This is a genomic window from Chitinophaga jiangningensis (genome assembly GCF_900142605.1).
Lineage (GTDB): Bacteria > Bacteroidota > Bacteroidia > Chitinophagales > Chitinophagaceae > Chitinophaga > Chitinophaga jiangningensis.
Genome location: NZ_FRBL01000007.1, coordinates 206,363 through 226,468 on the forward strand (window position 1 = coordinate 206,363; position 20,106 = coordinate 226,468).

The following is a 20,106-nucleotide window of genomic DNA, read 5'->3' on the forward strand; positions in this document are numbered from 1 at the left end:
TTAAAATATGTCGAAGACGTAGCTGTAATACTCTTCATATTGTTAAAGTACAAAAAAAACGCCATGAATTGCGCGCAATAAAAAGGGCAAAACCTGCTTTATGCAGACTTTGCCCAGTAAATCATATTAAAGTGTTATTACCGATGCCTTTAGGCGAGTAACTCTCTTATTTTGGTAACCAGTTCACTTTTGGTGATAGGTACGCCCATGATCTTGTGGTATCCTTGTGCGTCGATGAGGAACTGGTCGCGGATAATTTTGATCAGCTGGCCGTTATTGATTTCCGGAATAAGCACTTTATCGTAGCTATGCAGGATTTCAGCCAGGTTTTTAGGGAACGGACGCAGGTGGCGCAGGTGAGCGTGTGCTACCTCGTGGCCTTCTGCCAGCAGTTCCAGAACGGCGCTTTTAATGGAGCCGTAGGTGGATCCCCATCCCAGTACCAAGACCTTACCTTTTTCAGGTCCGATTTCGATTTTCTGGTTAGGGATGTAATCGGCGATTCTGTCTACTTTTTCCTGTCTGATTTTCACCATTACCTGGTGGTTTTCAGGATCGTAGCTGATATTACCGGTGATGTTTTGTTTTTCCAGGCCACCAATGCGGTGTTCCAGGCCTGGTGTGCCAGGCAGTGCCCATGGGCGAACCAGTTTTTCATCACGGTGGTATGGCAGGTAGGTTTCTTCACCTTCTGCCAGTTCTGTTTTAAATTTCACTGCGATTTCAGGAAGGTCTGCTGCTTTAGGGAAGCGCCATGGTTCTGCACCATTGGCGATATAACCATCACTGAGGAAAATCACTGGTGTCATGTGCTGCAGTGCGATGCGGGAAGCTTCAAACACGGCGTCGAAGCAGTCTGCAGGCGTAGATGCGGAGATCACCGGCATCGGGCACTCACCATTACGGCCGTAGTAGGCCTGCAAAAGGTCGGACTGCTCTGTTTTGGTTGGCAACCCGGTAGAAGGGCCACCACGTTGGATATCTACAATCAGCAGTGGAATTTCCAGCATCACTGCCAGTCCCATTGCTTCGCCTTTAAGGGCTACACCCGGACCGGAGGTAGTAGTTACTGCAAAATGGCCGCCATAGGAAGCACCAATAGCGGAGGTGATACCTGCGATTTCATCTTCTGCCTGGAAGGTGCGGATATTAAAGTTCTTGAGCTTACTTAACTCGTGCAGGATATCGGAGGCCGGTGTAATGGGATAGGTACCCAGGAACATCGGGAGGTTTGCTTTCTGGGCAGCGGCCACGAGGCCGTATGACAGGGCGGTATTTCCGGTGATGCTGCGGTAGGTACCTGGCTCCATGCGTGCTTTTTCCACACGGTAGCGGGTGCTGAAAGCCTCTACGGTATCGGCGAAGTTGAAGCCGGCGTGGAGTACTTTCAGGTTGGATTCCAGGATTTCTGGCTTTTTACCGAATTTATCGCGGAGGAAGTTTTCGGTGTTTTCCATGTCGCGGTCGTACAGCCAGTAGAGGAATCCGAGCACAAACATGTTTTTAGCGCGGTCTTTCTCTTTCATCCCCAGGGTAGATTCTTTCAGTGCTTCGCGGGTCATTTTGGTGACGTCCATGGTGTGCAGCTGATAATCGGTGAGGGAGCCGTCTTCCAGTGGGTTTACGCCGTCCGGGTAGTTGGCCAGGCGCAGGTTTTTGGAATCGAAGCCGTCGGTATTGGCGATGATGATACCACCTTTTTTAAGGCCTTTAAGATTGGCTTTAAGGGCGGCGGCGTTCATGGCTACGAGTACGTCGCAGGCATCTCCGGGGGTGAATATTCTGTTAGAGGAGAAATGGAGCTGGAATCCACTCACACCTGCCAGGGTTCCTTGCGGGGCTCTGATTTCAGCAGGGAAATCCGGGAAAGTACTCAGGTCGTTACCTATCAGGGCAGTGTTATTAGAAAACTGACTACCCGTGAGCTGCATACCATCGCCACTGTCGCCTGCGAATTTTATTACTACATCCTCCAGCTGTTGAATCGAAGTATTTGGCATCTATTGATCTTTTTAAGGTATATCTTTTATCAGGGTGTAAATTTAGGCAATCAGAAGGTAGAACCCATTCAAAAAATTGGCCTGGCCGCCCTGTGGACACAAAAGTACACAAAGTTGGTAGACTATTATAACTCAAAGTGCTGATTGCCATTACTTCTTGTTATGGGTGATAACCAGAAGTTATTGCATTGGAAATGCTAATATTTCTCTAAAAATTATATATAGAAAAGGTATGTATCAATGGGAAGTTGTAATTTGGCGTTAATAATTTAAACTCATATCTATGGCATTATTTCAATCAAACAACCCTGTACTGAAGGAGAGCATGTTTAACAAGGCTGCTCAGCAGGGTGAGGCCATGACACTCCGTGGTACTGTTAACAAGATGTCTTTTATGCTGGTGTTGCTGATTGCGGCGGCGGTATTTTCCTGGGGTCAGTTTACAATGGGCACTGGCAATGCGTTTCCACTGATGATTGGTGGGGCGCTGGGTGGTTTTGTGCTGGCATTGATCATTATTTTCAAGAAAGAATGGGCTGGTTACCTGGCACCTGCATATGCGTTGGCGGAGGGTTTATTCCTTGGTGCCATTTCAGCGGTTTACAATGCGCAGTCACATGGCATTGTAATGCAGGCAGTGGGCCTCACCTTTGGTGTATTTATCGCCATGCTGATATTGTACCGTGTGGGCGTAATCCGTGCCACTGAGCGTTTTAAATCCATTATTATCACTGCTACGCTTGGTATTGGTATTTTTTACCTGGCTGCAATTGTGTTGCGCATGTTCAATATTGAGATGCCATTGATTCATAGTAGCGGTACATTTGGTATTGTTTTCAGCCTGATCGTGGTAGCCATTGCTGCACTGAACCTGATTCTTGATTTTGATATGATTGAACAGGGTGTGGAGCAAGGTGCGCCAAAGTATTTTGAGTGGTATGCTTCTTTTGGTTTGATGGTTACCCTGGTATGGTTATACCTGGAAATCCTCCGGTTACTGAGTAAAATAAACAGACGATAAGTCGCTTCCATAAAGCATTTAACGAACCCGCCGGCATACCGGCGGGTTTTTTATTTTGTTAAACTGAACCAAAAAAATTGTTAAATGGCATGATGCCATCATTTTATGGCATCGTGTTTGCAAAATTGGTATACAGAAAGCAATAGTACAATTATAGCCAAAGAGCAATAGTTGGTTTTCATAGGGGTTAATCATAAAGCCGGCAGTATATCTATACTACCGGCTTCTTTTTTTTGTTTAGGGAGATGTAAATGCTGCAGCGCTGTGGTGCAGCGGCATTGATTAATTAATTACTGCCAAAATGAAAGTATTAGTCGGCAATCCTCACTTGTTTATTTTTCTGTACAGATAGGGGTAAAACGACATCATGACGTCATAGTAGTAAAAGTACATGGATGGTCGTATGAAGTTATCCGGTTCCGGCCGGGAAGTTTTTGTAGCCTATGCGTGTCTGGGTATCAGCTGGGTATTGATGATGATATTGATATTCAGTTGTATGTTGTAGTGCAACCCGGCTGGCTGTAACAGCGGGTTGCGCTGCCCCCAACATTTAATTTTTAATCGGGTGTTATCCGGGCCGCAGGCCCGGATAACACCCGATTGGCTCCAGGGCCTTTAGGCCCTGGAGCCAATCGGGAAATAACACAAAAAAGGGCTCGTACAGGTAGTACGAGCCCTTTTAATATTTGCAGGTGAGCGTTAATTAAGCGCCACCGAGTTTGCATTTCTGCAGTACTTCCCATGATTTGCCGTTGTGGCGGAGGAAGTAGAGGTTGTTTACTTTAAAGGTAGCCTGGTATTCTTTGTTTTCATATTCAGGCCATGCTTTATTGAATTGTTCGTCGTCCAGGTCTTTGAAGGCCACGGTAACGTGCGGAGTAAATCCGGTGCGGGCCAGCATGGTACTGAAGCCAAATTCCTTACGCAGGAAGTTGATCAGCTGACGGTGCATAGCCGACATGGTTTCGCTCTTTTCAACGTTAATGAAGAGTACACGGTTTTGTTTGTTCGGGAATGTACCGAAACCGTTGAGTGACACTTCGAAAGGAGCCTGAGTTTTTGCGAACTCAGTCAGTTCATCACAGAAAGCTTTTTCCAGGGCTGGATCAGCGGTGAAAGGTACCTGCAGGGTAATGTGCGGTAATACTTTCAGTGCGTACACCGGACCATATTGCTCAGCGAATTCCTGTTTGATTTTTATGATTTCTTTACCTACTTCTGCAGTTGGCAGGAGCGCGATAAAGTAGATTTTATTATCAGGTTTTGGTTCTGGTCTGCGACGCTGCATGCCAGGGTTTCCGCCGCGGTTGTAACCGCCGCCATAACCACCGCCGCCGCCACGGTTGTAACCACCGCCGCCACCGCCGCGATTGTAACCACCGCCGCCACCGCCGCGATCGTAACCACCACCGCCGCCGCGATTGTAACCACCACCGCCGCCGCGATCGTAACCACCACCACCGCCACGGTCGTATCCACCGCCGCCGCCGCGATTGTAGCCACCACCGCCATCACGGTTATAGCCACCACCACCGCCTTCGCGATTGTAGCCACCGCCGTCACGGTTATAGCCGCCACCACCGCCTTCGCGATTGTAGCCGCCACCATCACGGTTATAGCCACCACCACCGCCTTCGCGATTGTAGCCACCACCATCCCGGTTGTAACTGTTTCCACGGTCGTAACCGCCGCCTCCGCGGCCGTAGCCACCACCGCCTTCGCGGTTGTAACTGTCACGATTGTTGTAATCGCGCTGGCGATACCCGCCATCACGGTCTCCATTGTAGCTAGGACGGCTTTCGCGGTCTCCGCTGTTGTAGTCGGGTTTTCCACCCTCCCGCTCACTGTTTAAGTTGGGTTTGAAGTCACCTCTCTCCTTATTGGGATCATTCTCTTTGTTGGTATCAGAAGAGTAGGGCCTGCGGGGGCGTTCGTTTCTCTCAAAATTCATCTTACTTAATTAAGCGTTTGAAGCAATATTTGCTATGATTTCATAAAAATGAAACACATCCTGATAAGAGTTATACATTGGAGCCGGTGAAACCCTAATTACTCCGGGTTCCCGCCAGTCCACGATGATACCGGCGTCAGTCATCTGCTGATGTATCTCTTTTCCTTTATCCTTGAACAACAAAGATAGTTGTGCGCCACGTTCATTACAATTATTAGGTGTAATTATTTCGAAATTAATGCCTTTCAGTTGTTGCAAAAGGAACTCCAAAAAGTTGGTCATTCCGATGCTCTTATTCCGTAAAGCCTTTATACCGGCTTCTTCAAATAATTCCAGGGAGGCCTTTAAGCTAACCATGTTGAACACCTGAGCGGTGCTTTGTTGCCAACCTTCGGCATTGTCTTTAGGCACAAAACCTTTCTCCATTTTAAAACGTATGCGCTCTTCGTTGCCCCACCAGCCACCTAAACGGGGAAAACCGCGGTTGCCGGCATGTTTTTCGTGTACAAAAGCGCCGCCTACAGCGCCGGGACCTCCGTTCAGATACTTATAAGAGCACCATACGGCAAAATCTACGTCCCAATCATGCAATTGTACCGGAATATTTCCTGCTACGTGTGCCAGGTCGAAACCTGCGTATGCTCCTGCCCTATGCGCAGCAGCCGTAATTGCCGGGATATCAAAAAATTGTCCGGTGTAATAATTTATTCCGCCAAATAAAACTAATGCTAAACTATTACTTTCTCTGTTAATAATTTCTAAAATATCTTCGGTTCTAATCAATTGTTCGCCGGGTCGGGGTGAAACCTCTATAATCGCGCTTTCTGGGTCGAATCCATGAAATTTTACCTGGGTTTCTACTGCATACTGATCACTCGGAAATGCTCCTGCTTCCATTAACACCTTAAACCGTTGTTTGGTTGGCTTATAGAAACTTAACATCATAAAATGCAGGTTTACCGTCAGTGTATTCATCACCGTTAGTTCCTGCTGACTTGCACCCATGATCGAGGTCAATGGCTTGCTGCAATACTGCTGGTAGTATAACCAGGGATGCTTAGCCCCCCAATAACCTTCTACCGCGCACTGCTGCCAGTCCGCCAACTCCTGCTCAATTGCTGCTTTTACATTCCTTGGCTGTAATCCCAACGAATTTCCACATAAATATATTGCGTCCTTGCCTTTGCGTTGAGGAAATAAAAACTGCTCTCTAAACTTTCTTAACGGATCCTTTTGGTCCTGCTCTTTAGCAAATGCTAACGATGCTACGTACTCCATGGTCTTCCAATCTTATACCTATAATCTTTTAATGGCTGCTCTTACCCTACCCGTCAATTATATCTACAATTCTATATCTCAGTAAACAGGCAAACAGGTCATAACTGTTTTTGTCAGAACGTTTTCATTGGTAATCACTACTTTACGTGGTTACGTGGCTTAGGATATACAAGGCTAGTAACGTGAAAAACAATCTGAGCGCCAAAAGTAATAAAGGCTGTCCATATGCAGCCACTTCCAAATGTTAAAATTTGTTAATCAGGGTAAATTTACCGGTTTTTCCCAAATATAATAAAAAAAACCGTCCCGAAGAATCAGGACGGTTATTGTTAACCTACAACTGTTACACTGTATAAAAAAAATCGTTTTCGTCTAATTCAGCGTCACTTTATCAAGCTTCCCCTTCGCCGGCTGCGGCACGTCTTCCGGCGCGTTGAAGAAATGATAAGGGCGTGGCGATACATAATTCGGATCATGCATCTCCCTTACCACACTACGCTTCGTAAACAGCTTGATTATCAACGTCACAAATGGAATATACTTCAGCCCCCTCGGCAAATGATGGTAATCGAGCACATCAATTGAACGCTTGTTCATAGCATACATCACCGGCACCAGTATCAGGGTCAGGAAGGTCGCAAAGATCAACCCGAACACCATCGTCCAGGCCAGCGGTCCCCAGAATGCTACGTTGTCCCCTCCGAAATAGATATTAGGCCTGAAGTGAGCAAACAGCCCCTCGAAATCAATATTGAAGCCCACCGCCAGTGGTATCAGCCCCAAAATCGCCGCAATGGCCGTCAGCAACACCGGCGTCATACGGGTACCACCCGCTTCCACCACGGCATCATATACATTGGAGTCCTGCTGAATTAATAAATCGGTAAACTCCACCAACACAATACCATTCCTTACCACAATACCTGCCAGTGCCATAATACCCACACCGGTCATTACAATCGAGATATCCATCCCGAATATGCTGAAGCCCAGGAACACCCCGATGATACTAAACAGGATCTCCAGCAGGATAATTGCCGGGCGACCCACGGAGTTAAACTGCGTTACCATGATCATCAGCATCAAACCAAATGCCCCCAGCATCGCCATCATCAGGAAGTTCATTGTTTCCATCTGATCCTCCTGCTCACCGGTCATACGGATAGACACATCGGGAGAATGTGAAAAGTCGTTGATAGCCCGCTGTATCTGTGCTACCACCTCATTGGCATTGTAGCCGGTGAGCACGTTGGAATACACGCTGATCACACGTTTCTGATCAATACGCTTAATACCCGCATAGGTATTGGAATACTGAATATCGGCCACGGCAGATAATGGCACCTGCCTTACCGCCCCACCCATATTCATATCACGATATACCATGTTGAGGTTCATCAGGTTGTTAATATTATTACGCTGATCTTCTCTCAACCTTACCATGATCTTATACTCATCATCGGCATCACGGATCTTCGATGCCTCCATACCAAATAATGCGGTACGCAGGTTCAAACCGATGTCCCTCGTGGAAATACCTTCCTTGTTAGCCCGCTCCCTGTCTACATTCACGATCACTTCCGGCTTATTATCCTCAAAGTCACTCTTCAGCTCTTCCACCCCATCTATATGTAAGGAATCGAGGTAACGCTTAAGCCTGAACGAAGTAGCAGTCAGATCATTGAACTCATCACCGGAGATTTCAATATTGATAGGCTTACCGGTTGGAGGTCCGCCCTGCTCCTGCTCTACGGTGATATTGGTACCAGGAATACCTTTCACCGCATCGCGGATTTTAGAGAGATACTGAACGGTGGATTGCCCGTTCCTTGCGCCAAATTCCACGAAGGCCACCGTCACCTTACCTTTCTGCGGCTGGGTACTCTGATCCATTTCATTAGGGTCACCTGCTCCTACGGCCACGTTGGAAATAATAGATTCCACAATCGGGTTATTGGCTCCTACCACTTTAGTGATACGATTTTCCACGATGCGGGTAATGCTGTCTGTATACTTCTGATCAGTACCGTTTGGCAGCTGGATATAGGTATATATAAAGTTCGGATCAGCCTGCGGGAAGAACACCACTTTAGGACTTCGTATAGCCGTTGCCATTATACTCACCACCAGCAGGCCAAATGTAGCTACCAGTATCCAAACCGGGCGCCAGCCTACCAGGCACCACCTCAGCACGCTTTTATAGCGCTCCTGTACTTTAGGCCAAAATTTCTGCTGAAAGTTGCGTGCAACGCCGGCTAGCCAGAATTTCTCCAGCGCAATCACCAGGTATACAAAGATCACAAAGTTGCCTACGCCCGGACTCTTATTCACATAAGCAATCAGTGCAACTACGGCAAAAACTGCGGTGAGTATCTTAAACCGTTTATCAAACCTTGGTTTAGGGTGATGCTCACCTTCATGGCGGTCCATAAAGTCAACCGCAAACACCGGGTTGATAATGTAAGCCACAATCAGTGAGGCACCCAGTGTAGTGATCAACGTTACGGGCAGGAAGAACATGAACTTACCGATCACACCCGGCCAGAATAGCAGCGGGAAGAAGGGCGCCAGTACGGTGAGTGTTCCGGAGAATACCGGCAGGAACACCTCACCGGCCGCTATCTTGGCGGCTTTCACAATGCCCAGATCCTTTCTTTCATTGAAAATACGGTGTACGTTTTCTATCACCACAATGGCATCATCCACCACAATACCCAATGCCAGCAGGAAGGAGAACAACACCATCATGTTTAACGTGAACCCATATACGGGAAGTAACAAGAACGCAATAAACATGGATATCGGTACCGACAGCGCCACGAATATGGCATTTACCGCACCCATAAAGAACATCAGGATCAGCGTTACCAGCAGGAACCCAATGATAATGGTATTGATAAGGTCATGCAGTGTAACACGGGTACCTTTCGACTGATCGGCTGTGATAGTCACATGCAGTCCCTTAGGCAGGTGATTTTTCTGCATATCCTCAATGATAGTGCGGATCTTGTCACTGGCATCAATCAGGTTTTTACCACTCTGTTTGATTACGTTCAGGGTAATAACGTTTTTACCATTGAGGCGTGCATAGCTTTCCTGCTCGAGGAAGCCATCCACTACGTCGGCGATATCGCGGAGATACACGGTAGCGCCGGATTGGCCACGGACAATAATATTGGCGATCTGTGCAGGATTTTTATATTCACCCTTTACACTCAGACTACGCTTTTGCCCGTCCATAGAAACAAGCCCACCGGAGATGGTCATGTTTTCACCCTGGATCGCTCCGATAATATCATTGAAGCTGATGCGGGCGGCGTCCATTTTGTATTTATCCACGTTAATCTGGATCTCTCTTTCCAGGGCTCCTACAATGTCCACACGGGTTATCTCGTTGAGAGATTCAATTCTGTCCTGCATATCATCCGCGTAGCGCTTAATGGTGGGCAGGTCAAAATCACCCGACAGGTTGACGTTCATGATTGGAATCTGCGATACGTCAATTTTGAGTATGGAAGGGTCCTGGGTGAGGTTCTGGGGCAGATCCCGCTTGGCGTCATCTACCTTTTCGCGCACTTGTTGCCGTGCGGATTCAATGTCTTCACTGGCATTAAATTCAATATTGATCAAAGAGAAATCCTGCATGGAGGTACTCTTGATTTTTTTAACACCACTGATGCCATTGAGTTGTTTTTCGATCGGCTTGGTCACGAGGGTTTCCATATCTTCCGGAGAGGTACCCTGGTTGATCGTTGTAATGATAAACTGCGGGAAAACCACCTCTGGAAACTGTTCTTTCGGACGGTCGATATAAGCCAGAATACCGGCGATAGCCAGGAATAAGGTAGCTACATATACGCTCACCTTATTATCGATGGCCCAGCTGGTAGGCTTAAATTCTTTACTAAGATCATCTTTCATAAGCTTGCTTTAAACAGTGTGCTTAAGATTTAATAAGGTCGTTATCGTTGAGTCCCTGGAACCCGGTAGTCACTATTTTATCTCCCTGCTGCAATCCTGCTTTTACTTCTGCTTTATCGTTATAAGTGCGACCGAGTTCAATATTGCGGCGTTGCGCCACGGTTTTACCACCTTGTGTAGCGGCTACGATTACGTATGGTTTACCGGCGGAATACTGGATAACCCCTACCGGAATAACGATGGCGTTAGCAGCGCTGTAATCGATGATACGGAGCTGGGCAGCCATGTTAGGACGGAGGTCGGTAGCTGGTTTCAGCGGCACTTCCACGTTGATGGTGCGACTCAGCGGATCGATGGTGCGACTGGCAAAGCCAATATTGGTGCGTACCTCACGTTTCAGATCCGGGAAGTTGATGATCACCGGTCCACCTGTTTTCACCAGCGGTGCATAGGCTTCCGCAACATTGGCGGTCACTTTCAGGTTGCTGGCATTTACCACGCGGAAGGCGGGCAGGCCGGGGCTTGCGTTATCGCCCAGTTTGGCAATTACTGCATCCACAGTACCGCTGATAGGGCTGATGATCCGGGTTTGCGCCAGCTGATCCTGCATGGTGGTCAGCTTACGTTCCAGCGCTTCTTTATTCGTTTTGGCGTTGAGGTATTGTAGTTCTGATCCGATTTTCTGGTTCCAGAGATTCTGTTGTTTCTGGAAGAGGGTATTTGCCAGGTCTAACTGCGTGTGAATCTCTGCGATGTTGGCGCGGAGCACCTGATCATCTACTTGTGCGAGCACCTGGCCCTTACTTACGCTTTGGCCTTCCCGCACATTAATGGCAGTAATCACACCAGGCACGCGGGCGGATACATTTACGTTTTCGCGGGCATCCACACTACCTTGCACATCAATGTAATGCTCGAATGAAGACGTTTCCACGGGAGTAATCACTACATCTTTTACCCTGGCACTATCACTTGTTCCCAGCTCAGTTTCCAGGGCAGCGATTTTCTTATTGGTTTCTTCCAGGTATTTTGCTTTTTCTGCTTTCAGTTGCTGCAGTTCTTTTTCCTTCGCTGCTTTGGAGTCTTTTGTTCCTCCGCAGGAAGCCATGATAATGGTAGTCAGTGGCAGCAAGAAAAAATATTTAGTGTTCATATAGGTAGTGATGAAGTGATTTATAATTTACCGTAGGCTTTCATCAGGTCTATTTTGGCCACGATGGCGTTGTAGAGTGCTGTGAAATAATTGTTCTGAGCGGTGAGCAGGTCACTTTCGGCGGTACTCATTTCCAGGCTGGAACCTACCCCTTCCCGGTATTTGATGCGGGTGGTGCGGTAAACATCTTCCGCTAACGCCATATTTTTTTCCTGTGCCTGCAGGGTGAGTACGTTGTTTTTGAAAGTGGAACCGGACTGTTCTCTTTCCAGGTCGATGGCTAACTTCACATTTTCAAGGGCTACATCTGATTTCTCTACAGCCAGCTCTGCCTGGTCCACCTGGCGGCGCCGTTGCAGACCTGTAAAGAGCGGGATAGAGAGGTTCAATCCTGTGTTGAGGTAGCCATACCACATTTTGTTTTCGAAGTAGTCGAATTTATCACTTCCCCTGAGTGCGCCGGTAGCGGCAAACAGTTGCAGGGAAGGGAGTCCTTTGAGTTTATATCGTTTAAGATCGTACTCATTGGCTTTCTTCTGTGTTTCGAGCAACTGGTATTCGATACGCTGGTGGTAGTCGAATTGGTCCGTATTCATTACATCCGCCACGATCTGCTCGGTAGAGAGTGTATCCGTGAGCGTTATTTGTTGTTTGAGTGGCATGCCCATCTGGTATTTCAGTGCGGCGGTGCCTATTTCGATGAGGTTATTGAGTTTTGTTTGTTCTGTTTCCAGGTTGGTATATTGTACCATCAGCCTGTCTACATCCAGTTTTTCCACCAATCCGTTTTTATAGATTTCGCGGGTTTCGTTGAGGAGGCTCTGGAGGGTAGACAGCGTACCGTTGAGGATATTGAGCGCTTTGCGGGCCGAGAGCACATTGTAATATGCTTTGTACACGCTTGCTTTCACATCAATTTCCGATTTGGTCACATTCTTTTTCACGAGTTCTTCCAGGGTGGTACGTGCCTGGAGGGCAACGAGCACTGACGGGTCAAACAGGGTTTGCGTGAGTCTTACTTCTCCCAAAAGATTATGAGCAAGCTGGAAAGACGCAACAGTGTATGAGTCTACGGGAAGCCCGAAGTTCTTCATATTAAACTGTTGTTTTTGTGTAATTGGGTTGTACTGATAGGAACCATTTCCGGTGATGGATGGAAGGGCGAGGCCGCTTACTTCCTTGTTCTTGGCCAGTTGTATCAACTCGTCCAGCTTGGCGGTTTTTACGGCAGATTGGTTAGCGAGCGCGTACTCTACGGCATCGCGGGCAGTAAGCCGGATAGGTTCCGTATTTACTACCTGTTGTGCCAGTGCAGAATAAGCATTCATTAGCCACGCTATCAGCCCGATGCAGGTAACCCTGTTGAAGAATAGCATAGTTTATTTGTTTTGCGATAGTTGTTTGTACTTTTCAATGAGTTTGTATCCCTTTGACGAAGCCACACCATACAAGAAATTCTCCAGCAATACCTGTTGCACTTTGGTCATATCATATTCACCAGGGAAGGCGTCGGGCTGAAAGCAGAGCGTACAGCCATGCACGCGGTAATTGGTCAGGATGCGGACATTGAGGTCCTGCCGGTACAAACCATCTTTCATGCCACGTTCCAGGTTTTCAGCTATGACGGCACTGAGATGGTTTTGCTGGTAGTCCAGAAACACTTCATATGCTTTAGGATGTGCTTTCTGGAGGTCGAGCAGTATCACAGGATTGATGTTCCGCAGTTTGCGATCGATCATTTCCATTACGAGGAAAAGTTCCTCGATTGCATCTTTGGAATGTTGTTTGTTTTCCAGGCATTCTTTGTGTATCTCGCATATGAATCCTGATATGGATTGATACACGAGATCATCTTTATCCGAGAAATGGGCGTAGAGTGTTTTTTTAGAGATGCCCATTTTTTCGGCAATATCGTCCATGGTGATGGACCTGGTTCCGAACTGACGAAAAAGGCTAAAAGCCTTATCCATAATGCGTTCCTGAATTTCCATAAGATTACGGGTGCTAACAGATGATCAATGCAGAACAAAACTATGGAAACTTTTTATACTTCAAAAGTTTCCAGTAATATTTTTTTACATGTCATAACATCCATTTATGTTTGTTAATAAAGCGGTGGGCATTCCGCTTTATTGAGTAATTTTGCCGGATCAATTGATATCCATGTCGCCAAAGCTTCGATTAAAAGTATTTGCCTCGCGCCTGCTGCGCTATTTTTTTCAGGGATTGCTGATATTGGCGCCGATTGGGATTACTGCGTTAACCTTGTACTGGGCCTTTATGACGATCGACAACCTGATTCCGAAGGATTTGATTCCGGGAGATTCAGCGTTCAGCATATTGCGTTTCAAGGGAGTGGGTTTTGTGATGGTATTGTTGCTGGTAGTGATTGTAGGATATCTGAGTTCCTCTTTTATAATCGGGCGCATCTTTGATTTGTTTGACCATTTGCTGGAGCGCACGCCGTTCATCAAATACATTTATACTTCTATTAAAGATGTGTTTGATGCGTTTGTAGGTGAGAAGAAGAAGTTTGATCATCCGGTGCTGGTGCAGGTGTATGGGGTAGATGTGTGGGAGCTTGGGTTCATTACACAGTCAGACGTGACTAATTTCGGACTGGAGGGATACATGGCGGTATATGTACCACATGCCTATGCTATCACCGGTAAGGTTTTCATGGTGCCTAAGGAGAAGGTAAAGCAGCTGACGAACATTTCCGCGGGCGATGCCATGAAGTTTGCGGTGAGTGGTGGTGTTACGAACATTACAGCTACTGCGCCGCACGACAATGCCGGGCGGGAATAGCGGATGGCCGCATATAAATCCCAAATTGCAGCGTTAAACCCTTAAAGACATTGCTTTTCAGAAAATTTTTGTTCGGGGATCAAGATCATGAAAAACGTGTGTTTTGCTTCCAGGTATAGTTTAACTTAGTTCACATAGAAACTAAGTGACATGTTAACCCGCAAGACTATACGATTTTCTTTTACCTGTTTATTGTTGTTTCCTGCGCTATGGCTGCATGGCTGGGGATTTTTTGCACATCAGCGGATCAACCGGCTGGCGGTATTTTGTTTACCGCCGGAGATGATGGTATTGTACAAGCCGCACCTGGAGTACATTACCGTGCATGCTACCGATCCGGATAAACGCCGTTACATGGTACCTGCGGAGGGGCCGCGGCATTACATTGACATTGATGTGTATGACAGGCCTCCTTATCAAAACATTCCCCGTAGCTGGGAGCAGGCGCTGGCTAAGTATTCCAATGATTCCCTGCAGCGCAATGGCATATTACCGTGGTACCTGGAGAAGGAGTTAGCGTTGCTGACGCGTGCGTTTCGTGACCGGGACCAGTACCTGATTCTGAAGGTATCGGCAGAGCTGGGGCATTATATTGCGGACGGGCATGTGCCGCTGCATGCCTGTTCCAATCACAATGGGCAGTTTACCGGGCAGCATGGCATTCATGGTTTATGGGAATCGCGTATACCCGAGCTCTTGGCGGATGCTTCGTTTGACTACTGGGCGGGGCGGGCAAGGTACCTTCCAAATCCACGGGCTTTTTTCTGGCAGGTGGTAACGGAAAGCGGCCTTGCTGCCGATACGGTGCTGCGGGAAGAGAAGCAGCTATCGTTATCAGCGGATGCGCCGGCCAGGTATGCATTTGAACCGCGTAACGGCAAGCTGACGCGGAGTTATAGCAGTCCGTATACCACCGCATACAATACGTTGCTGGGTGGCATGGTGGAACGGCGTATGAGGCAGGCAATTCATGCCGTGGCAAGTTGCTGGTACACCGCGTGGGTAAATGCGGGGCAGCCGTCGTTAAGCACCTTATCGCACACGACACTTACTGTGCAAGAGTTGCTGGATTTTAGTAACTTGCAGCGTCAATGGCTGCACGGGCAATTGCAGGGAAGATCAGAAGAAGAATAGCAGATCAAATATTATATTAAGGCTAAACTAAATAATTTAAAAAAGATATTTTATCTTTGTTGCACTAGCTTTTAGCCTATCCTACACCACGCGCCTTACTGGTTTTAACACCCGTGCCGTTTTTTTCCGTTTCCTTAGAAAAACCAAAACAAAGTGGAAAGATCAAAAAATGAATTTAATCTAGATCGCAACATGAAGGTGCACAATTTTAACGCAGGTCCTTCTGTATTACCTAACGAGGTATTGTACAAAGCCAGCAAAGCCCTGATCGATTTTGAAGGTTCGGGGATGTCCATACTGGAAATTGGTCACAGAACAGCACCGTTTATTGCGGTGATGGAGGAAGCCCGTAGCCTGGTGAAGGAACTGATGCAACTAGATGACGACTTTGAGGTGCTGTATCTGCAGGGTGGCGCCACTATGCAGTTCATGCAGGTCCCGATGAACCTGTTGGACAACAGTGGTACTGCTGCATATGTGGATACCGGCGTTTGGTCCAATAAGGCAATCAAAGAAGCCAAATTGTTCGGTTACGTTGATGTAGTAGCCAGCTCCAAAGAAAGCAACTACAATCACATCCCAAAACAGTTTACCATTCCGCCACAGGCGAGCTATCTGCACATCACCACCAACAATACCATTTACGGTACACAGTGGCAGATGACCCCGGTAACCGATGTGCCGCTCATCGCTGACATGAGCAGTGATATCATGAGCCGCAGCATGGATTTCAACAAGTACTCCCTCATCTACGCAGGTGCGCAGAAAAACATGGGCGCCGCCGGCGCTACTATGGTAGCTATCCGCAAAAGCATGCTGGGCAAGGTTACACGTAAAATCCCTTCCATCCTCGATTATAAAAATCATATCGAGAATGGCTCCATGCTTAATACCCCGCCCGTATTTGCCGTTTACATCTCTATGCTCACCCTCCGCTGGCTCAAAGAGCAAGGCGGCGTGTCTGCCATCGAGCAATTAAACGATAAAAAAGCAGCCCTCCTCTACGACGAAATCGATCATAACCCACTGTTCCGTGGTACCGTTGTGAAAGAAGACCGCAGTAAAATGAATGCCTGCTTCGTGATGGACAAACCGGAAATGGAAGAGGAATTCCTGAAATTCTGTAAGAAAGAAGATATCGTTGGCATCAAAGGTCACCGCCTGTCAGGAGGTTTCCGCGTATCCATGTACAACGCACTGCCGTATGAAAGTGTGGAAGTGATGGTAGAAGCCATGAAATATTTCAGCCTGAAGAAAGCCTAATAAACAGGCTTTGCTTTTAAACATAATGCCCCCGCCTACGGCGGGGGCATTATGTTTAAAGAAGGGTGAGGGTCGTTGACCTTCACCCTTCTTTAACAAAAACCTGTTGAAAGGAACAAAAGTCATGGCCTTTTTATTGTTATATTTAGTATTCATACATTAAAAAATACTATGGCTATTATAAGACCCTTCAATGGATTAAGGCCTAAAGTAGCACTCGCAGCCCAGGTGGCAGCAAGGCCTTACGATGTACTCAGCGCGGCAGAAGCTAAGCAGGAAGCAGCCGGTAACCCGTATTCCTACTATCATGTATCCAAATCCGAAATAGACCTGCCCGACGATATCGATACCCACAGCCAACAGGTATACGACCAGGCAGCTGCCAACCTCCGCAAATTTGTACAGGATGGTACCCTGTTCCAGGAAGACCAGCCGGCTTATTATATCTACAAACTGGTGATGAATGGCCGCGCTCAAACCGGACTGGTATGCGTTTCGGCAGTGGCGGATTACAATAACGGGATCATCAAAAAACATGAATTTACCCGTCCTGACAAGGAACTTGACAGGATCAATCATATCAAAACCACCCTGGCACAAACCGGCAATGTATTCCTGGCCTACAACGATGTGCCGGAGGTAAACGCCCTCATTGAGCAATGGCAGGAACAACATGCACCCATATACGATTTTACTGCGTCTGATGGCATTTCTCACACTGTTTGGGTAGTCAATACCCCAACTGCTGTGCAGGAAATCACCACGCTGTTTGCTGAAAAGGTGCCGGCTACCTATATCGCGGATGGCCACCACCGGGCAGCTTCAGCCAGCCTTGTACAGAAAGAGCTCCAGGAAAACGGTAAAATTACCAGTGTCGACAACCCTGCTAATTACTTTCTGACTACCATCTTCCCAGCCAGTCAACTGGCGATCATGGACTATAACAGGGTGGTAAAAGACCTGAACGGGTTAAGCAAAGAAGCCTTCCTGTCTAACCTGGATTATTTTTTTAATGTAGAAGAAATAGGCCACCTCCCCCAACAGCCCACCATGCTGCATGAGTTTACCATGTACCTGGAAGGCCGCTGGTACCGCCTGGTAGCCGAAGAGGGTACTTACACCACCGATCCGATTGGGGTGTTGGATGTGACCATTCTTTCCAATAACATACTCTCCAAATACCTGGGCATTCAGGATCAGCGTACTGATAAGCGTATAGACTTCATCGGTGGCATCCGTGGCTTACAGGAGCTGGTAAAACGCGTGGACAGCGGCGAATGGAAAGTGGCCTTTGCCCTCTACCCTGTTACAATCCAGCAGCTATTTGACATTGCCGACAGTGGCAATGTGATGCCGCCTAAAAGCACCTGGTTTGAGCCTAAGCTGAGAGATGGCCTAATCACGCATCTTATCTAGCTGGCATAATCCACCAGAAAAAAGAAAAGAAATATATATTTTGAGCCTGCCGGTGTCGGCAGGCTTTTTCAATTGTACTAATCAACCTGTTTATATGTCCTTAGACCAAAATGAATCTTCCATCTTTTCAGAAAAAGAATTTGAAACTGCTGTTAAGGGAAAGGCTTATCCAACGGTAGGGCAGCTGTTTGTGCTGATACCAGTGGCAATCGGGGCCTGTATACTGGCTGCAATTCCTTTTATGCTATATGTTGCAAAGAATCCATCCGAACAAAGAAATACGTACAACTTCATGGGGATTGGCACCGGCGTAATCCTGGGAGTTTTAGTACTGCTCGCCATATTTATGTTCTGGCAAAAGAAGAAACATGAGCCGGATTATAAGTTCACCTTTCATAAGCCAATACAAACGGACTTCCTGGGCAAAGCTACCCTGACCTTTTTGATTTCCAATGTTGCCTTATACCTGGTGGCTGAAAAGCTGAAATTGGATGCTCTTTCCTACTCCATGGGTATGTATGCTAAACAACTGGGGGACCTGGGGACAGGTGTGATGTTCATTTGCAACGGCCTGGTACTGCCGATAATATCGGGCACCATACAGTATGATATAATTTATGACGGCCTGTTAAAAAACTATAAAACCGGTAATGTGATGATAGCAGTAATAATCATGGCACTGCTGAATTTGAAGCTGGGACTTATACTCGTTTCACTACCAACTGTCATTCTTGGATTCCTGATTTATAATCGAACCCGTACCATCCTGTATTTACTGGTTTCGATTATACTGATGCCAGTGTTGATGATGGGAATTCTGATGGTGATGCCGCTGGATGATTTTCTGACAGCACTTAACGCGATTCCGGTTTGGGCCACACTGCTGGCACTGTTGATCGCAGGCCTCTGCTGGTTCGTGTTATTAAAAGATTTGCAGAAAATGGAGCCGGCTAGCGGCGATGCCGTCTAATCACATAAAATAAAAAAATAATTTAAAGAAAAGTAATAGGTCAATGTCGCGGGCTTACCTGTGGCACATTACCCCATTTTCCTTACTTTTACATGAAACGACGGACAGGAATGCACATTAGGTCTTCTTTATTGAAAACAATTTTTATAGCAGGGGTACTATTTTCTCAGACGGTGTTTGGTCAGGATGCCAGGGAGCTGTTTAATACGGCCACCGGGTTTCAGCGTACAGGAGATTACTCCAATGCCATACTCGTTTTTAACCAGGCATTACAACTGGAGCCGGATAATTTTGAAACCAAGAAACAGCTTGGCTACACCTTTTACCTGAAGGGGGATCTTAACCGGGCTAAAACGATCATAGAACCTTTACTGAACAGTAAAGAAGCGGATGTGCAGGTGTATCAGATAGCAGGAAATATCTATGTGAGTCGGGAGGACTGGAAAGTGGCGCAGAAAATGTACGAAAAGGCATTGCGTAAATTTCCGGAGAGTGGCGAGTTGTATAATGATAACGGCAACCTGCTGATGAATTTCAAAATGTATGATGCCGCGTTAAACAGCTGGCTGAAGGGGATTGAAAAGGATCCTACTTTTCCGGGTAACTACTATAATGCTACTAAAACCTACAGTTTCAGTAATAATCCGATGTGGTGCATCCTGTATGGGGAAGTATTCATGAACATGGAAAGCTTCACCACCCGCACGGCAGAAATAAGGAACATCTTACTGGAATCCTATAAGCGACTGTTTAATGATCCGTCATTATTGAACAGCGTGTTACCCGACGAAGGAAAGAAGAAAGGCAGAAGTGGCGACAGTGGCTTCTCCCAGGCATATAAACAAACTATGGGCAAGCAGATCAGTGTTATTACAGGCGGTGTAGACCTGGATGCATTGGTGATGGTGCGTACCCGTTTCCTGCTGGACTGGGATAACAGCTATGCGTCAAATTATCCGGATGCATTGTTCGATTTTCAGCGTAAGATGTTGAAGGAAGGGTTATTTGATGCTTATAACCAATGGCTGTTTGGGCCTGCCATCAATCAGGCGGCTTACAGGGGCTGGACGGCATTACACAAACAGGAATATGACACGTTTTCAAAATACCAGCGTAACAATCCGTTGAAACCAAGGCCGGACGAGTATTATAATGATGGGAAGTTTTCGTTGGTGAACGCCGGGTACTGAT

Annotated in this window: 14 protein-coding genes; 7 read left to right on the top strand and 7 right to left on the bottom strand. The window is 47.0% G+C overall.

Annotated features, from left to right (window positions below; translation table 11 throughout):
- Positions 1–149: 149 nt before the first annotated feature.
- Entirely contained in the window at positions 150–2,000 is a 1,851-nt protein-coding gene (locus tag BUB18_RS19010) for a 2-oxoacid:acceptor oxidoreductase subunit alpha (RefSeq protein WP_073084152.1), read from the bottom strand.
- Positions 2,001–2,283: 283 nt separating this feature from the next.
- Between BUB18_RS19010 and BUB18_RS19015 the strand changes: the two genes are divergently transcribed.
- A complete protein-coding gene (locus tag BUB18_RS19015) occupies positions 2,284–3,021 on the top strand; it encodes a Bax inhibitor-1/YccA family protein (RefSeq protein WP_073084154.1) in 738 nt (245 codons plus the stop codon).
- Positions 3,022–3,724: 703 nt separating this feature from the next.
- Here the strand turns inward: BUB18_RS19015 and BUB18_RS30025 are convergent.
- The 6 genes from BUB18_RS30025 to BUB18_RS19045 all read right to left on the bottom strand — a co-directional run bounded on the left by BUB18_RS30025 (position 3,725) and on the right by BUB18_RS19045 (position 13,315).
- Positions 3,725–4,972 (bottom strand): 2'-5' RNA ligase family protein, encoded by a 1,248-nt coding sequence (locus tag BUB18_RS30025; protein WP_245805701.1) that lies wholly within the window; start codon positions 4,970–4,972, stop codon positions 3,725–3,727.
- A gap of 9 nt (positions 4,973–4,981) precedes the next feature.
- On the bottom strand, positions 4,982–6,250 hold the full coding sequence (gene kynU, locus BUB18_RS19025) for a kynureninase (RefSeq protein ID WP_073084156.1): 1,269 nt from the start codon (positions 6,248–6,250) through the stop codon (positions 4,982–4,984).
- Between the two features lie 372 nt (positions 6,251–6,622).
- Positions 6,623–10,171: an efflux RND transporter permease subunit gene (locus BUB18_RS19030; RefSeq protein ID WP_073084157.1), complete on the bottom strand. Its 3,549-nt coding sequence runs from the start codon at positions 10,169–10,171 to the stop codon at positions 6,623–6,625.
- A gap of 22 nt (positions 10,172–10,193) precedes the next feature.
- Positions 10,194–11,324 (bottom strand): efflux RND transporter periplasmic adaptor subunit, encoded by a 1,131-nt coding sequence (locus tag BUB18_RS19035; protein ID WP_073084159.1) that lies wholly within the window; start codon positions 11,322–11,324, stop codon positions 10,194–10,196.
- Positions 11,325–11,344: 20 nt separating this feature from the next.
- Positions 11,345–12,700 (bottom strand): TolC family protein, encoded by a 1,356-nt coding sequence (locus BUB18_RS19040; RefSeq protein WP_073084161.1) that lies wholly within the window; start codon positions 12,698–12,700, stop codon positions 11,345–11,347.
- A gap of 3 nt (positions 12,701–12,703) precedes the next feature.
- The gene (locus BUB18_RS19045) at positions 12,704–13,315 is read right to left on the bottom strand and encodes a TetR/AcrR family transcriptional regulator (RefSeq protein WP_073084163.1); all 612 of its coding nucleotides are present in this window, start codon (positions 13,313–13,315) and stop codon (positions 12,704–12,706) included.
- Between the two features lie 172 nt (positions 13,316–13,487).
- Here BUB18_RS19045 and BUB18_RS19050 point away from each other — a divergent pair, with 172 nt between their 5' ends.
- From BUB18_RS19050 to BUB18_RS19075, 6 genes are all read left to right on the top strand, one after another.
- Positions 13,488–14,132, top strand: coding sequence for a DUF502 domain-containing protein (locus BUB18_RS19050; RefSeq protein WP_073084164.1), 645 nt, complete (start codon positions 13,488–13,490; stop codon positions 14,130–14,132).
- A 150-nt stretch (positions 14,133–14,282) separates the two neighbouring features.
- Complete coding sequence (locus BUB18_RS19055; RefSeq protein ID WP_073084166.1) at positions 14,283–15,266, top strand: zinc dependent phospholipase C family protein; 984 nt, start codon at positions 14,283–14,285, stop codon at positions 15,264–15,266.
- Positions 15,267–15,458: 192 nt separating this feature from the next.
- Positions 15,459–16,529 carry a 3-phosphoserine/phosphohydroxythreonine transaminase gene (gene serC, locus BUB18_RS19060; protein ID WP_073084168.1) on the top strand — a complete coding sequence of 357 codons (1,071 nt, stop codon included), beginning with the start codon at positions 15,459–15,461 and terminating at the stop codon, positions 16,527–16,529.
- A gap of 171 nt (positions 16,530–16,700) precedes the next feature.
- Complete coding sequence (locus tag BUB18_RS19065) at positions 16,701–17,945, top strand: DUF1015 domain-containing protein (protein ID WP_073084169.1); 1,245 nt, start codon at positions 16,701–16,703, stop codon at positions 17,943–17,945.
- Between the two features lie 94 nt (positions 17,946–18,039).
- Positions 18,040–18,915: a hypothetical protein gene (locus BUB18_RS19070; protein ID WP_143160002.1), complete on the top strand. Its 876-nt coding sequence runs from the start codon at positions 18,040–18,042 to the stop codon at positions 18,913–18,915.
- Positions 18,916–19,046: 131 nt separating this feature from the next.
- Positions 19,047–20,105, top strand: a complete 1,059-nt coding sequence (locus BUB18_RS19075) for a tetratricopeptide repeat protein (RefSeq protein ID WP_073084173.1) — start codon at positions 19,047–19,049, stop codon at positions 20,103–20,105.
- The last annotated feature ends 1 nt before the right edge of the window (position 20,106 follow it).

What these genes read in the sequence shown, in the direction of transcription:
- BUB18_RS19030 (WP_073084157.1), bottom strand. Translation starts at nt 10,171, where the DNA reads ATGAAAGATGATCTTAGTAAAGAATTTAAGCCTACCAGCTGGGCCATC.
- BUB18_RS19035 (WP_073084159.1), bottom strand. Translation starts at nt 11,324, where the DNA reads ATGAACACTAAATATTTTTTCTTGCTGCCACTGACTACCATTATCATG.
- BUB18_RS19040 (WP_073084161.1), bottom strand. Translation starts at nt 12,700, where the DNA reads ATGCTATTCTTCAACAGGGTTACCTGCATCGGGCTGATAGCGTGGCTA.
- BUB18_RS19070 (WP_143160002.1), top strand. Translation starts at nt 18,040, where the DNA reads ATGTCCTTAGACCAAAATGAATCTTCCATCTTTTCAGAAAAAGAATTT.
- BUB18_RS30025 (WP_245805701.1), bottom strand. Translation starts at nt 4,972, where the DNA reads ATGAATTTTGAGAGAAACGAACGCCCCCGCAGGCCCTACTCTTCTGAT.
- BUB18_RS19050 (WP_073084164.1), top strand. Translation starts at nt 13,488, where the DNA reads ATGTCGCCAAAGCTTCGATTAAAAGTATTTGCCTCGCGCCTGCTGCGC.
- BUB18_RS19045 (WP_073084163.1), bottom strand. Translation starts at nt 13,315, where the DNA reads ATGGAAATTCAGGAACGCATTATGGATAAGGCTTTTAGCCTTTTTCGT.
- BUB18_RS19055 (WP_073084166.1), top strand. Translation starts at nt 14,283, where the DNA reads ATGTTAACCCGCAAGACTATACGATTTTCTTTTACCTGTTTATTGTTG.
- BUB18_RS19010 (WP_073084152.1), bottom strand. Translation starts at nt 2,000, where the DNA reads ATGCCAAATACTTCGATTCAACAGCTGGAGGATGTAGTAATAAAATTC.
- BUB18_RS19065 (WP_073084169.1), top strand. Translation starts at nt 16,701, where the DNA reads ATGGCTATTATAAGACCCTTCAATGGATTAAGGCCTAAAGTAGCACTC.
- BUB18_RS19015 (WP_073084154.1), top strand. Translation starts at nt 2,284, where the DNA reads ATGGCATTATTTCAATCAAACAACCCTGTACTGAAGGAGAGCATGTTT.
- kynU (WP_073084156.1), bottom strand. Translation starts at nt 6,250, where the DNA reads ATGGAGTACGTAGCATCGTTAGCATTTGCTAAAGAGCAGGACCAAAAG.
- serC (WP_073084168.1), top strand. Translation starts at nt 15,459, where the DNA reads ATGAAGGTGCACAATTTTAACGCAGGTCCTTCTGTATTACCTAACGAG.